Source organism: Arthrobacter sp. 2MCAF15 (genome assembly GCF_052115605.1).
Lineage (GTDB): Bacteria > Actinomycetota > Actinomycetes > Actinomycetales > Micrococcaceae > Arthrobacter.
The window spans coordinates 179623-194258 of the sequence record NZ_JBFRGZ010000002.1 but is presented as its reverse complement, the minus strand read 5'-3'; the positions used below and the strand labels follow the sequence as shown (position 1 = coordinate 194258).

At 63.0% G+C, this 14636-nt stretch carries 8 protein-coding genes; 1 reads left to right on the top strand and 7 read right to left on the bottom strand.

What is annotated here, in order from left to right:
- The first annotated feature begins 96 nt into the window (after positions 1-96).
- Entirely contained in the window at positions 97-1521 is a 1425-nt protein-coding gene (locus AB4089_RS03035) for a GH1 family beta-glucosidase (protein WP_441407839.1), read from the top strand.
- Positions 1522-1538: 17 nt separating this feature from the next.
- Here the strand turns inward: AB4089_RS03035 and AB4089_RS03030 are convergent, their stop codons facing one another.
- The 7 genes from AB4089_RS03030 to rpoB form a co-directional block, all read right to left on the bottom strand.
- Positions 1539-1664, bottom strand: a complete 126-nt coding sequence (locus tag AB4089_RS03030; RefSeq protein ID WP_441407838.1) for a hypothetical protein — start codon at positions 1662-1664, stop codon at positions 1539-1541.
- Positions 1665-1795: 131 nt separating this feature from the next.
- A complete protein-coding gene (gene tuf, locus AB4089_RS03025) occupies positions 1796-2986 on the bottom strand; it encodes an elongation factor Tu (protein ID WP_441407837.1) in 1191 nt (396 codons plus the stop codon).
- Positions 2987-3251: 265 nt separating this feature from the next.
- A complete protein-coding gene (gene fusA / locus AB4089_RS03020) occupies positions 3252-5366 on the bottom strand; it encodes an elongation factor G (RefSeq protein WP_441407836.1) in 2115 nt (704 codons plus the stop codon).
- A 69-nt stretch (positions 5367-5435) separates the two neighbouring features.
- The gene (gene rpsG / locus AB4089_RS03015) at positions 5436-5906 is read right to left on the bottom strand and encodes a 30S ribosomal protein S7 (RefSeq protein ID WP_011692813.1); all 471 of its coding nucleotides are present in this window, start codon (positions 5904-5906) and stop codon (positions 5436-5438) included.
- Between the two features lies 1 nt (position 5907).
- Positions 5908-6282 carry a 30S ribosomal protein S12 gene (rpsL, locus tag AB4089_RS03010; protein ID WP_018773658.1) on the bottom strand — a complete coding sequence of 125 codons (375 nt, stop codon included), beginning with the start codon at positions 6280-6282 and terminating at the stop codon, positions 5908-5910.
- A gap of 548 nt (positions 6283-6830) precedes the next feature.
- Entirely contained in the window at positions 6831-10730 is a 3900-nt protein-coding gene (locus tag AB4089_RS03005; RefSeq protein ID WP_441407835.1) for a DNA-directed RNA polymerase subunit beta', read from the bottom strand.
- A 117-nt stretch (positions 10731-10847) separates the two neighbouring features.
- Positions 10848-14363 carry a DNA-directed RNA polymerase subunit beta gene (rpoB, locus tag AB4089_RS03000; protein ID WP_090575285.1) on the bottom strand — a complete coding sequence of 1172 codons (3516 nt, stop codon included), beginning with the start codon at positions 14361-14363 and terminating at the stop codon, positions 10848-10850.
- Positions 14364-14636 lie beyond the last annotated feature (273 nt).

Sequence of the window (14636 nt, the reverse complement as noted above, 5' to 3'; positions counted from 1 at the left end):
CAGAAGCGAATCAGGGCGCTGCACAGCAGTGCAATCACTGCAGGCAGCTGACCTTGGGTCGTTGTCCTGAACCGCCGTCGAATGGATGATAGGGGCATGACTCTGCAGGACTCTGTAGCAGTTCAGGCCCTCGCCGCACGCCTGAGCCCCGGGTTCACCCTGGGAGTTGCCTCCGCGGCCTTCCAGATCGAGGGCGCCCTCGCGGCCGGCGGCCGCGGGCCCTCCGGGTGGGATGCCTTTGCCGAGAAGCCGGGGAACATCCTGCACGGCCACTCCCCCGCCGTCGCCTGCGACCACTACAACCGGGCGGCCGAAGACGTCGGGCTCATGCGCGAGCTCGGAATCGACTCCTACCGCTTCTCGATCTCGTGGCCGCGGGTCCAGCCTGCGGGCACCGGCCGGTTCAACGCCGCGGGCCTGGACTTCTATGACCGCCTGATCGACCGGCTGCTCGCCGCCGGCATCTCCCCCATGGCCACCCTCTACCATTGGGACACCCCGCTCCCCCTCGAGCACCGGGGCGGCTGGATGAACCGTTCGACGGCGGAGCGGTTCGCCGAGTACTGTGCGGCCGCCGGACAACGCTTCGGCGACCGCGTCGCGCAGTGGGTGACGCTGAACGAACCGGCCTCGGTCACGCTCAACGGGTACGCCATGGACATCCATGCCCCCGGCCGCGGCCTGCTGTTCGACGCCCTGCCCTCGGTGCGCCATCAGCTCCTGGGCCATGGCCTCGCGGTGCAGGCCCTGCGGGCGGCGGGGGTCCATGGCGGCGTCGGCGTGACGAACCTTCATTCCCCCGTCCGGCCGGCATCCGGGTCGCTGACGGACCGGCTGCTGGCCAGGGTGTTTGACCTCGTGCTGAACCGTCTCTACGCGGACCCGATCCTCCTGGGCCGCTTTCCCAAGCCGCCGCTGATCGCCCGGCCGTGGTTCCGGTCCCTGGGGAGCGTCTCCGATGCGGACCTGGCCACGATCCACCAGCCGCTGGATTTCTATGGCCTGAACTACTACTACCCCGTGAAGGTGGCCACGGGGCGCGGCGTCAACACCCCCTCGGGAACCGTGGAGGAGTTGCTGAAGATCCCGTTCCATCTCGCCGCGTTCCCGGAGTACGAGCGCACCGGATTCGGCTGGCCGGTCGCCCCGGACCATTTGGGGATCCTGCTCCGGGAGTTAAAGGACAGGTACGGCGAGGCCCTGCCGCCGCTCTACATCACCGAGAGCGGAGCGAGCTTCCCCGAACCGGACCACGTCACCGGCCCCATCCCCGACGCCGGACGGATCAGCTACCTCGCCGCGCACCTGGCCCAGGCGGTGGACGCCACCTCACCCGGGGGAATAGCCCACGACGTTGACCTGCTCGGCTATTACGTCTGGACGCTCATGGACAACTTTGAATGGGCGGCGGGCTACTCACAGCGCTTCGGACTGGTGCATGTGGATTTCAAGACGCTCCAGCGCACGCCCAAGGACTCGTACTACTGGTACCAGGCGCTTGCGCGGGCCCGGCGCGCCTGAGTTCCTCCCCCGCCGGGTTATTGGTTGCGGTTCGCCCGGTTGATGCGCTTGGCGCGCTCGATCTCCTGGCGGAAGTGCCGCTTCGCCCAAAAGAACGCGACGACTGCCGCGACGACGATGAGCAGAAAAATGAACCAGCCCATGGTGAGCTCCTTTCCCCTCCTGTAAAGGTATCAGGAACTTAAAAAGAACAGCCCCGCTGCGTGTGCAGCGGGGCTGTTCTCTTAGTTTTCCGTGACCGTCAACCGGCCAGGATAACCATGATCAGCAAGTACTACTTGATGATCTTGGTGACGCGTCCCGAACCAACGGTGCGGCCGCCTTCGCGGATAGCGAAGCCGAGGCCATCTTCCATTGCGATCGGCTGGATGAGCGCAACGGTCATCTCAGTGTTGTCGCCGGGCATAACCATTTCCGTGCCTTCCGGCAGGGTGATAACGCCGGTTACGTCCGTGGTGCGGAAGTAGAACTGCGGGCGGTAGTTGGAGTAGAACGGGTTGTGACGCCCGCCTTCGTCCTTGGAGAGGATGTAGACGTTAGCCTCGAAGTCGGTGTGCGGGGTGATGGAACCCGGCTTGACGACAACCTGGCCACGCTCGACATCGTCGCGCTTCAGACCGCGGAGCAGGAGGCCACAGTTCTCGCCGGCCCATGCTTCGTCGAGCTGCTTGTGGAACATCTCGATACCGGTAACCGTGGTCTTCTGGACCGGGCGGATGCCGACGATCTCGACCTCGGAGTTGATCGCGAGGGTTCCACGCTCGGCGCGGCCCGTAACAACGGTGCCACGGCCGGTGATCGTGAAGACGTCTTCGATCGGCATCAGGAAGGGCTTGTCGCGGTCGCGTACCGGGTCCGGAACGGACTCGTCGACTGCTGCCATGAGGTCCTCAACGGACTTGACCCAGACGGGGTCGCCTTCGAGGGCCTTCAGGCCGGAAACGCGAACAACGGGAGCCTCGTCGCCGTCGAAGCCCTGCGAGCTGAGCAGCTCACGAACTTCCATTTCGACGAGGTCGAGGAGCTCTTCGTCATCGACCATGTCAGCCTTGTTCAGCGCGACCAGCAGGTAGGGAACGCCAACCTGGCGGGCGAGCAGAACGTGCTCACGGGTCTGTGCCATCGGGCCGTCAGTGGCGGCAACCACGAGGATTGCACCGTCCATCTGAGCAGCGCCGGTGATCATGTTCTTGATGTAGTCAGCGTGACCCGGAGCGTCTACGTGTGCGTAGTGGCGCTTCTCGGTCTGGTACTCAACGTGGGAGATGTTGATGGTAATGCCGCGCTGACGCTCTTCGGGAGCAGAGTCAATCGACGCGAAGTCACGCTTCTCGTTGAGAGTCGGGTACTTGTCGTACAGCACCTTGGAAATGGCGGCCGTCAGCGTCGTCTTACCGTGGTCAACGTGACCAATGGTACCGATGTTAACGTGCGGCTTAGTCCGCTCGAACTTTGCCTTTGCCACAGGTTCCTCCTAGAACGTTTTCAAATGACTTACCCTTCGGCCGCGCTTGTCGCGACAGAAACTCCAGTAAGTCTACTTGGGGGGCTTTGGATTGGTGAAATTGCAGATTCAGGTACTAATGCTAGTGCCTAGAGCCTGTTCGTGCAGACGGCCGCACTCCGGCCTGGCCGGACTACAGCTGACCGGAGTCCGGCCGCCTGCACCAGATGAATCTCCGCTGGCGGAAGCCCATCCGAGTTTTCGTTGCTGCGAAGCGTCCTAGGGACTACTCGCCGCGGTTCTTCTGGATGATCTCGTCGGCAACTGCCTTCGGGACCTCGGCGTAGCTGTTGAACGTCATGGAGTACACAGCGCGGCCCTGGGTCTTCGACCGCAGGTCACCGATGTAGCCGAACATGCCGGACAGCGGGACGTGCGCGCGAATAACCTTGACGCCCTGGGCATCCTCCATGGACTGCATCTGGCCACGGCGGGAGTTGAGGTCACCGATAACTTCACCCATGTATTCCTCAGGGGTGCGGACCTCGACATCCATCAGCGGTTCGAGCAGAACAGGGTTCGCCTTGCGTGCGGCTTCCTTGAAAGCCATACGGCCGGCGATCTTGAACGCCATTTCCGAGGAGTCAACATCGTGGTAAGCGCCGTCAATCAGCGTCGCCTTGATGCCGACAACCGGGTAACCGGCCAGGACGCCGTCGTTGAGCGCATCCTGGATGCCGGCGTCGACGGACGGGATGTATTCGCGCGGAACGCGGCCACCAGTGACCTTGTTCTCGAACTCGTACAGCTCGCCTTCCGCAGTGTCCAGCGGCTCGATCGCGATCTGGATCTTTGCGAACTGGCCGGAACCACCGGTCTGCTTCTTGTGCGTGTAGTCGTGACGCTCTACAGCACGCTTGATGGTCTCGCGGTAAGCAACCTGCGGCTTGCCAACGTTCGCCTCAACCTTGAATTCGCGGCGCATGCGGTCCACCAGGATGTCCAGGTGGAGCTCGCCCATGCCGGCGATGATGGTCTGGCCGGTGTCCTCGTTGAGGGAGACCTGGAAGGTCGGGTCCTCAGCGGAGAGCTTCTGGATGGCCGTGGAGAGCTTCTCCTGGTCACCCTTCGTGTTCGGCTCGATCGCAACCGAGATCACGGGCTCCGGGAAGCTCATGGACTCGAGGACGATCTGGTTGGACGGATCGCACAGGGTGTCGCCCGTGGTGGTGTCCTTCAGACCGATCGCTGCGTAGATGTGGCCGGCGGTAGCGCCCTCGACGGGCATTTCCTTGTTGGCGTGCATCTGGAACAGCTTGCCGATGCGCTCCTTCTTGCCCTTGGTGGAGTTGACCACCTGCGAGCCTGCTTCCACGTGACCGGAGTACACGCGGATGAAGGTGAGCTGACCGAAGAACGGGTGCGCGGCGATCTTGAAGGCCAGTGCGGAGAAGGGCTCTTCAGAGGACGGCTTGCGGGTGAGTTCCTTCTCTTCGTCGCGGGGATCGTGACCGATCATCGGCGGGACGTCGAGCGGGTTCGGCAGGTAGTCCACGACGGCGTCGAGCATCGGCTGGACGCCGCGGTTCTTGAACGCGGAACCACAGAAGACCGGGTACAGCTCAGAGTTGATCGTCATCTTGCGGATGCCGGCCTTGAGCTCATCGATGCTGATCTCTTCGCCCTCGAGGTACTTCTCCATGAGTTCCTCAGAGGCCTCGGCAACAGTCTCAACGAGAGTTGCGCGGTACTCTTCGGCCTTCGCCTGGAGGTCAGCCGGGATCTCGCGGATCTCGTACTTGGCACCCATGGTGACGTCACCCTTGGAGTCGCCAGGCCAAACCAGCGAACGCATGTACAGGAGGTCGACGACGCCGATGAAGTCGTTCTCGGCGCCGATCGGCAGCTGCATGACGAGCGGCTTGGCACCGAGGCGGCTGATGATGGTGTCGACGGTGAAGTAGAAGTCAGCGCCGAGCTTGTCCATCTTGTTGACGAAGCAGATGCGCGGAACGTTGTACTTGTCGGCCTGGCGCCAAACAGTCTCGGACTGCGGCTCAACGCCTTCCTTGCCGTCGAACACGGCGACAGCGCCGTCGAGGACGCGCAGGGAGCGCTCAACCTCGACCGTGAAGTCAACGTGGCCGGGGGTGTCGATGATGTTGATCTGGTTGTTTTCCCAGAAGCAGGTCACGGCGGCAGACGTGATGGTGATGCCGCGTTCCTTTTCCTGTTCCATCCAGTCAGTCGTCGAAGCGCCGTCGTGCGTTTCGCCGATCTTGTGGTTCACACCCGTGTAGAACAGGATGCGCTCGGTAGTAGTGGTCTTGCCGGCATCGATGTGGGCCATGATGCCGATGTTGCGGACCTTGCTAAGGTCGGTAAGCACGTCCTGTGCCACGGTGTCTCCCTTTCGGATGGACTGCACGTTCGCCGCCGGCTCTTTCGAGCCGGCGGCGTCCGGGAAGTATTACCAGCGGTAGTGTGCGAAGGCCTTGTTGGACTCGGCCATCTTGTGGGTGTCTTCGCGACGCTTCACAGCGGCACCGAGACCGTTCGAGGCATCCAGGATTTCGTTCTGGAGGCGCTCGGTCATGGTCTTTTCGCGGCGGGCCTTGGAGTAGCCAACCAGCCAGCGGAGGGCGAGGGCCGTGGAACGGCCCGGCTTGACCTCAACGGGAACCTGGTAGGTGGCGCCACCAACGCGGCGGGAGCGGACCTCAAGCGAAGGCTTGACGTTCTCCATGGCCTTCTTGAGGGCTGCAACGGGGTCGCCGCCGGACTTGGCGCGAGCACCCTCGAGTGCACCGTAAACGATGCGCTCTGCGGTGGACTTCTTGCCGTCAACCAGCACCTTGTTGATGAGCTGGGTGACCAGCGGGGAGCCGTAAACGGGATCTAGAACTAGCGGCCGCTTGGGGGCCGGACCCTTGCGAGGCATATTACTTCTTCTCCATCTTTGCGCCGTAGCGGCTGCGAGCCTGCTTACGGTTCTTGACACCCTGGGTATCGAGGGCGCCACGGACGATCTTGTAGCGGACACCCGGAAGGTCCTTCACGCGGCCGCCGCGAACGAGCACAATGGAGTGCTCCTGCAGGTTGTGGCCTACACCGGGGATGTAAGCGGTGACTTCAATGCCACCGTTGAGGCGCACGCGAGCAACCTTACGCAGAGCCGAGTTCGGCTTCTTCGGGGTCGTCGTGTACACGCGGGTGCAGACACCGCGGCGCATGGGGCTGCCGTTAAGCGCGGGGGCCTTGGTCTTTTTGACCTTCGGCGTGCGGCCCTTGCGGACCAGCTGGTTAATCGTAGGCACTCTCGTGTTCTCCGTTTTATCCGGAGCGGCCGTTGGCGGCCGCTCTCTTGTCGCTGCGCCTCGCCGCCCGAGCTTTGAAGTTCTCTCCAGAGCAGCTGAGGCGAAGCCTTAATAGTCGGACCGCACGCCGGGGTCCAAGGACTTTCGACCCGAACTGCCCCTAGGCATGCGAAAATGTGGCATACGTTGCACAAGAACCCTGCAAACCGGAAACGTCGTCCTGGTCAAGCCCTACAGCTGCAAGCTGTCTAACTAAGACCGGCGCACTCATCCACTGCCACAATAACAATTAGTCTCAAGTCTAACACGGACGGGTCCCAGCCCTTAATCGGCGCGGATTCCCGTCCATTGCTGAGGTACGGCCCTTCTGAAGGGTCTAAAGGGCCATAGCTCAGCAATCGATCGTTGAACGGGGTCAAAAGGAAGGGCCCCGCCCCCGCTCCGCCGGAAAGCAGAGTGGTGACGGGGCCCGACGTCGAGCTGCAAGGGCAGGGCGGCCGGGTCCCTACGTGGCGCGGAACGCGACACGAAAGGGCCCGCCCTGCCCGCTAGCGGAAGTCGCTGCCGAGGTCGTAGTCATCCAGCGGGATGGCGTGGAACTCGGGAGCTCCGTCGCCGCCCAGGGTGTCGTAGGAGAAGTCGCTGAATGCGCTGGGGCCGGTGAACAGGTTGGCCTTCGCTTCTTCAGTCGGTTCCACCGTGACCTCGGTGTAGCGCGGGAGACCCGTGCCGGCCGGGATGAGCTTACCGATGATGACGTTTTCCTTGAGGCCGAGCAGCGGATCGCTCTTGCCTTCCATGGCCGCCTGCGTCAGGACGCGGGTGGTCTCCTGGAAGGAAGCTGCGGACAGCCAGGACTCGGTCGCCAGGGACGCCTTGGTGATGCCCATGAGCTCGGGACGGCCGGAAGCCGGCGTCTTGCCCTCGGACACAACGCGGCGGTTGGCCTCTTCGAAGCGGCTGCGTTCGGCGAGCTCGCCGGGCAGCAGGTCCGATTCGCCGGACTCGATGACCGTGACGCGGCGCAGCATCTGGCGGACGATAACCTCGACGTGCTTGTCGTGGATACCGATGCCCTGGCTGCGGTACACGCCCTGGACTTCGTCCACCAGGAACTTCTGCGCGGCACGGGGGCCCATGATGCGCAGCACCTGCTTGGGGTCGACCGGGCCGTTGATGAGCTTCTGGCCAACGCTGACGTGATCGCCGTCTTCGATGAGGAGACGTGAACGGCGCAGCACCGGGTAGGCGATCTCTTCAGATCCGTCATCCGGGGTGATGACCAGGCGCATCTGGCGCTCGGACTCTTCGATGGTGATGCGGCCGGCTGCTTCAGCAATCGGTGCGACACCCTTCGGAGTACGGGCTTCGAAGAGCTCCTGGATACGGGGCAGACCCTGGGTGATGTCGTCGCCGCCGCTGGCCGAAACTGCACCACCGGTGTGGAACGTACGCATGGTCAGCTGGGTACCCGGCTCACCGATGGACTGTGCGGCGATAATGCCCACGGCCTCACCGATGTCGACGGTCTTGCCAGTGGCCAGCGAACGGCCGTAGCACAGGGCGCAGGTGCCGACGCTGGACTCACAGGTGAGTACGGAGCGGACCTTGACCTCGGTGATGCCGGCTGCGAACAGCTCGGCAATGACGACGTCGCCGCAGTCAGTGCCGGCCGCTGCCAGGACCTTGCCCGAGGAGTCAACGACGTCCACGGCCAGGGTGCGGGCGTAGGCGCTGTTCTCGACGTTCTCGTCCAGGACGAGGACGCCGTTGGCGTCGGCCACGGCGATCGCGGTCATCAGGCCGCGCTCGGTACCGCAGTCCTCTTCGCGGACAATGACGTCCTGCGAGACGTCCACCAGACGACGGGTCAGGTAACCCGAGTTGGCGGTACGCAGGGCGGTGTCAGCCAGACCCTTACGGGCACCGTGCGTGGCGATGAAGTATTCCAGCACCGACAGGCCCTCGCGGTAGGAGGACTTGATCGGACGCGGGATAATTTCACCCTTCGGGTTGGCCACCAGGCCACGGATACCCGCGATCTGACGGACCTGCATCCAGTTACCACGTGCGCCGGAGGACACCATGCGGTTGATGGTGTTCATCGGGGACAGGCTGTCACGCATCGCCTGGGCGATCTCGTTGGTTGCCTTGTTCCAGATCTCGATCAGTTCCTGGCGACGCTCGTCGTCGTCGATCAGGCCCTTGTCGTACTGGCCCTGGATCTTGGCGGCCATGGTCTCGTAACCGGCGAGGATCCGCGGCTTGTCCGTGGGCACCTCGATGTCGGAGATGGCAACCGTGACGCCCGAGCGGGTGGCCCAGTAGAAACCGGCATCCTTCAGGTTGTCCAGCGTTGCCGCCGTGACGACCTTCGGGTAGCGCTCGGCGAGGTCGTTGACGATCGTGGACAGCTCGCCCTTGTCGGCAACGTTCTCAACCCACGGGTAGTCCGCGGGCAGCGTCTGGTTGAAGATGACCTGGCCGAGGGAGGTCTCGACCAATGTGGTCTGACCGGGCTCCCAGCCCTCCGGGGCTTCCCAGCCGGCGTAGGGCACGAAGCCCTCGAGGCGGATCTTGACCTTGGAGTTCAGGTGCAGCTCGTGAAGGTCGTAGGCCATGATGGCTTCCGCGACGGAGGAGAAGATCCGGCCTTCGCCAGCTGAACCGACACGCTTGGTGGTCAGGTGGTAGAGACCGATGATCATATCCTGCGAAGGCAGGGTCACCGGGCGGCCGTCGGACGGCTTCAGGATGTTGTTCGAGGACAGCATCAGGATGCGGGCCTCGGCCTGGGCTTCGGGGCTCAGCGGCAGGTGCACTGCCATCTGGTCGCCGTCGAAGTCGGCGTTGAAGGCGCCACAAACCAGCGGGTGCAGCTGGATTGCCTTGCCTTCAACAAGCTGCGGCTCGAACGCCTGGATGCCGAGGCGGTGCAGGGTAGGTGCACGGTTCAGCAACACAGGGTGCTCGGTGATGATCTCTTCGAGGACGTCCCAGACCTGCGGACGGTAACGCTCCACCATGCGCTTGGCCGACTTGATGTTCTGTGCGTGGTTGAGGTCAACCAGGCGCTTCATCACGAACGGCTTGAAGAGCTCCAGGGCCATCTGCTTGGGCAGACCACACTGGTGCAGCTTCAGCTGCGGGCCGACGACGATGACCGAACGGCCGGAGTAGTCGACGCGCTTGCCGAGGAGGTTCTGGCGGAAACGACCCTGCTTGCCCTTGAGCATGTCGCTCAGGGACTTCAGCGGGCGGTTGCCCGGTCCGGTGACCGGACGGCCGCGGCGGCCGTTGTCGAAGAGGCTGTCAACAGCTTCCTGAAGCATGCGCTTCTCGTTGTTGACGATGATCTCCGGAGCACCGAGGTCAAGCAGGCGCTTGAGGCGGTTGTTGCGGTTGATCACGCGGCGGTAGAGGTCGTTGAGGTCGGAGGTCGCGAAGCGGCCACCGTCCAGCTGGACCATCGGGCGCAGTTCCGGCGGGATCACCGGGACGGCGTCCAGAACCATGCCAAGCGGGCTGTTGTTGGTGGTCAGGAACGCGTTGACCACCTTGAGCCGCTTCAGGGCACGCGTCTTGCGCTGGCCCTTGCCGTTGGCGATGACGTCGCGCAGCATGTCGGACTCAGCCTGCATGTCGAAGTTCTCAAGACGCTTCTTGATGGCCTCGGCACCCATGGAGCCTTCGAAGTACATGCCGTAGCGGTCGCGCAGTTCGCGGTACAGGCCTTCGTCACCTTCGAGGTCAGCGACCTTAAGGTTCTTGAAGCGGTCCCAGACCTGCTCGAGGCGCTCGATTTCGGCGTCGGCGCGCTTGCGGACGTTCGCCATCTGGCGGTCAGCGGAGTCGCGGGCCTTCTTCTTGTCGGCAGCCTTGGCGCCTTCGCCTTCGAGACGGGCAAGCTCGTTCTCGAGGTCGCGGGCGATCGTGGCGATGTCCGAGTCGCGGTTGTCGATCAGCTGCTTCTTCTCGATGTCGTGCTCAACCTGGAGGTTGGGCAGTTCTTCGTGGCGGCTGTCGGCGTCGACGCTCGTGATCATGTAGGCGGCGAAGTAGATGACCTTTTCGAGGTCCTTCGGTGCCAGGTCAAGGAGGTAGCCCAGGCGGGACGGAACACCCTTGAAGTACCAGATGTGCGTGACCGGGGCGGCCAGCTCGATGTGGCCCATGCGCTCACGGCGGACCTTGGCGCGGGTGACCTCAACGCCACACCGCTCGCAGATGATGCCCTTGAAGCGCACGCGCTTGTACTTACCGCAGTAGCATTCCCAGTCGCGGGACGGTCCGAAGATCTTCTCGCAGAAGAGGCCGTCCTTCTCGGGCTTGAGCGTGCGGTAGTTGATGGTTTCCGGCTTCTTAACCTCGCCGTACGACCAGCCACGGATGTCTTCCGCGGTGGCGAGGCCGATCTGCATGAGGCCGAAGGAGGATTCGCTGGACATATGGTCCCTGTTCTCTCTTGTTCTCTAAATTCTGAAGTCTTGGGTTACGGGAAGAGGCCGAGAGGCCCGGAGAAAAGTCAGCGCGGCGGGGCCGGCTGCTATTCTCCGGGCGCTCTGCTAGACCTCTTCTACGGAACTGGGCTCTGCACGAGACAGATCGATGCCCAGTTCTTCCGCAGCCGTGAAGACTGCGTCATCAGAGTCACGCATTTCAATTGTGGTTCCGTCCGTGGAAAGCACTTCCACGTTCAGGCACAGCGACTGCATTTCCTTGATCAAGACCTTGAAGGACTCAGGAACGCCCGGCTCGGGGATGTTCTCGCCCTTGACGATGGCTTCGTAGACCTTCACACGACCGTGGATATCATCCGACTTGATCGTGAGGAGCTCCTGGAGCGTGTAGGCGGCGCCGTAAGCCTCGAGCGCCCACACTTCCATTTCACCGAAGCGCTGACCACCGAACTGTGCCTTACCACCCAGCGGCTGCTGCGTGATCATGGAGTACGGGCCGGTGGAGCGGGCGTGGATCTTGTCGTCCACCAGGTGATGGAGCTTCAGGATGTACATGTAGCCGACCGAGATCGGATCCGGGAACGGCTCGCCGGAGCGGCCGTCGAACAGACGGGTCTTGCCGGAGGAGTTGATCAGGCGGTCGCCGTCGCGGGTGACGTTGGTGGAATCGAGCAGGCCCGTGATTTCCTCTTCACGCGCACCGTCGAAGACCGGCGTCGCCACAGTGGTCTGGCCACTCTCGCGCGGCAGGTTCGGCAGCTGCTTGACCCACTCGGGCTCGCCCTCGATCTTCCAGCCGGTCTTGGCGACCCAGCCGAGGTGCGTTTCGAGCACCTGGCCGACGTTCATACGGCCCGGAACACCCAGCGGGTTCAGGACGATATCAACGGGGGTACCGTCGGCAAGGAAGGGCATGTCCTCGATCGGAAGGATCTTGGAGATAACACCCTTGTTGCCGTGGCGGCCGGCGAGCTTGTCGCCGTCGGTGATCTTGCGCTTGGCAGCCACGTAGACGCGCACCAGCTGGTTCACGCCCGGGGGCAGCTCGTCGTCGTTGTCGCGGTCGAAGACGCGGACACCGATCACGGTGCCGGACTCGCCGTGCGGCACCTTCAGGGAGGTGTCGCGCACTTCGCGGGACTTCTCACCGAAGATGGCGCGCAGCAGGCGCTCTTCCGGGGTCAGCTCGGTCTCGCCCTTGGGGGTGACCTTACCGACCAGGATGTCGCCGGCTTCAACCTCGGCACCGATGTGGATGATGCCGCGCTCGTCCAGGCCTGCCAGGACTTCCTCAGACACGTTGGGGATGTCACGGGTGATTTCCTCGGCACCAAGCTTGGTGTCGCGGGCATCGATCTCGTGCTCCTCGATGTGGATGGAGGACAGGACGTCCTCGGCCACAATGCGCTGGGACAGGATGATGGCATCCTCGAAGTTGTGGCCTTCCCATGACATGAATGCCACGAGCAGGTTCTTACCGAGGGCGAGCTCGCCCTGGTCCGTTGCCGGGCCGTCAGCGATGATGCCGCCGACCTCCAGGCGCTGGCCTTCGTTCACCAGGACACGGTTGTTGTAGCAGTTGCCCTGGTTGGAGCGCGCGAACTTGTTGATGCGGTAGTTGGTTTCCGTACCGTCGTCGTTGAGCATGATGACGAGCTCAGCGGAGACCTCGGTAACCACACCGGCCTTCTTGGCGATGGTGACGTCACCGGCGTCGACGGCTGCGGCGCGTTCCATGCCGGTACCGACGAACGGCGCCTCGGAACGGACCAGCGGCACGGCCTGGCGCTGCATGTTGGCACCCATGAGTGCACGGTTGGCATCGTCATGCTCGAGGAACGGGATCAGGGCGGTAGCCACGGACACCATCTGGCGCGGGGAAACGTCCATGAACTCGACGTCGGCGGCGGGAACCAGCACGGGCTCGCCTCCACCACCGCGGGCACGGACCAGGACGGTCTCTTCCGCGAAACGCTTGTTCTCGTCGAGCGGGGCGTTGGCCTGTGCGATCAGGACCTCGGCCTCGTCGTCGGCCGTGAGGTACTTGACCTCATCGGAGACGACACCCTCGGCAACAAGGCGGTACGGGGTCTCGATAAAACCGAACGGGTTGATGCGTCCGTAAGATGCCAGCGAACCGATCAGACCAATGTTCGGGCCTTCAGGAGTTTCGATGGGGCACATACGTCCGTAGTGGGACGGGTGCACGTCACGAACTTCCATGCCGGCACGGTCACGGGACAGACCACCCGGGCCAAGCGCGGACAGGCGGCGCTTGTGGGTCAGACCCGAGAGCGGGTTGTTCTGGTCCATGAACTGGGACAGCTGGGAAGTTCCGAAGAACTCCTTGATGGCTGCCACGACGGGACGGATGTTGATCAGGGTCTGCGGCGTGATGGCCTCGACGTCCTGGGTCGTCATGCGTTCGCGGACGACGCGCTCCATGCGGGACAGGCCGGTGCGGACCTGGTTCTCGATGAGTTCGCCGACGGCGCGGATGCGGCGGTTGCCGAAGTGGTCGATGTCATCGATCTCGACGCGGAGCTCGTGGTCCTGGCCGTCGCGCTTGCCCGTGAGGGTCTTCTCGCCGGCGTGCAGCGCAACCAGGAACTTGATCATGGCCACGATGTCTTCAACGTGCAGGACCGAAGCTTCCTTGTCGCCAAGGGAGCGGTCGATGCCAAGCTTGCGGTTGATCTTGTAACGGCCAACCTTGGCCAGATCGTAGCGCTTGGAGTTGAAGTACAGGTTGTCCAGCAGGGACTGGGCAGCCTCAACCGTGGGCGGCTCGCCCGGTCGCAGCTTCCGGTAGATGTCCAGCAACGCGTCTTCGCGGGTCTCCGTGGCGTCCTTCTCCAGCGTCGCGCGCATGGAGTCGTACTGGCCGAATTCCTCGAGGATCTGGCCTTCGGTCCAGCCGAGGGCCTTCAGCAGCACGGTGACGGACTGCTTGCGCTTGCGGTCAAGACGGACGCCGACCTGGTCGCGCTTGTCGATTTCGAGTTCGAACCAGGCGCCACGGGACGGGATGATCTTCGCGGTGAAGATGTCCTTGTCACTGGTCTTGTCGGCGGTGCGCTCAAAGTAGGCGCCCGGGGACCGGACCAGCTGGGAGACGACGACACGCTCGGTGCCGTTGACGACGAAGGTGCCCTTCTCGGTCATCAGCGGGAAGTCACCCATGAACACGGTCTGCTGCTTGATTTCGCCCGTGTTGTTGTTCATGAACTCGGCCTTGACGTACAGCGGAGCCGAGTACGTTGCGTCCCGGTCCTTGCACTCAGCCATGGTGTATTTGGGGTCAGCGAACTCCGGCTCGGAGAAACTCAGGGACATGGTGCCCTGGAAGTCCTCGATCGGGGAGATCTCTTCGAAGATGTCGGACAGACCCGAGGAGGTGGCGACGCTGAGGTCGCCTTCTTCGACGGCCTTCGCAACGCGCGCCTGCCAGCGTTCGTTTCCGACCAGCCAGTCAAAGCTGTCGGTTTGCAGGGCGAGCAGATTCGGAACATCAAGGGGTTCGTGAATCTTTGCGAATGAGAGCCGGCGGGTTGCACCGTCGGTGCTGTCGGCATTGATAGCGGTAGCGTTGTTTACATTAGAGGTGCTCGAGGCGACCAAGAGGGATCCTTCCACAGAYCTTCAGGCGTTGTCAGATCTCCCCCGTTATGCACTCTGCAGAATGACTCCGCAGCGCTACCAGTCCGGTTCCGCTATATGACCCGGGACCCACGCTGTTCCATGCTGGTGCACGTTATTGACGGCACATTGATAGAACAGCTGTCAGGCTAAGCCCACCGCTATATGAAGGCTGAAGGTAAACAGGGAAGACGCAAATATCTACGATACGGCAAAGCAACCTACTTGTCTACCCCACTTCCGCCGGGATTGCAA

Coding starts and splice junctions, on each gene's coding strand:
- AB4089_RS03035 (WP_441407839.1), top strand. CDS start 97: ATGACTCTGCAGGACTCTGTAGCAGTTCAGGCCCTCGCCGCACGCCTG.
- AB4089_RS03030 (WP_441407838.1), bottom strand. CDS start 1,664: ATGGGCTGGTTCATTTTTCTGCTCATCGTCGTCGCGGCAGTCGTCGCG.
- rpsG (WP_011692813.1), bottom strand. CDS start 5,906: ATGCCTCGCAAGGGTCCGGCCCCCAAGCGGCCGCTAGTTCTAGATCCC.
- AB4089_RS03005 (WP_441407835.1), bottom strand. CDS start 10,730: ATGTCCAGCGAATCCTCCTTCGGCCTCATGCAGATCGGCCTCGCCACC.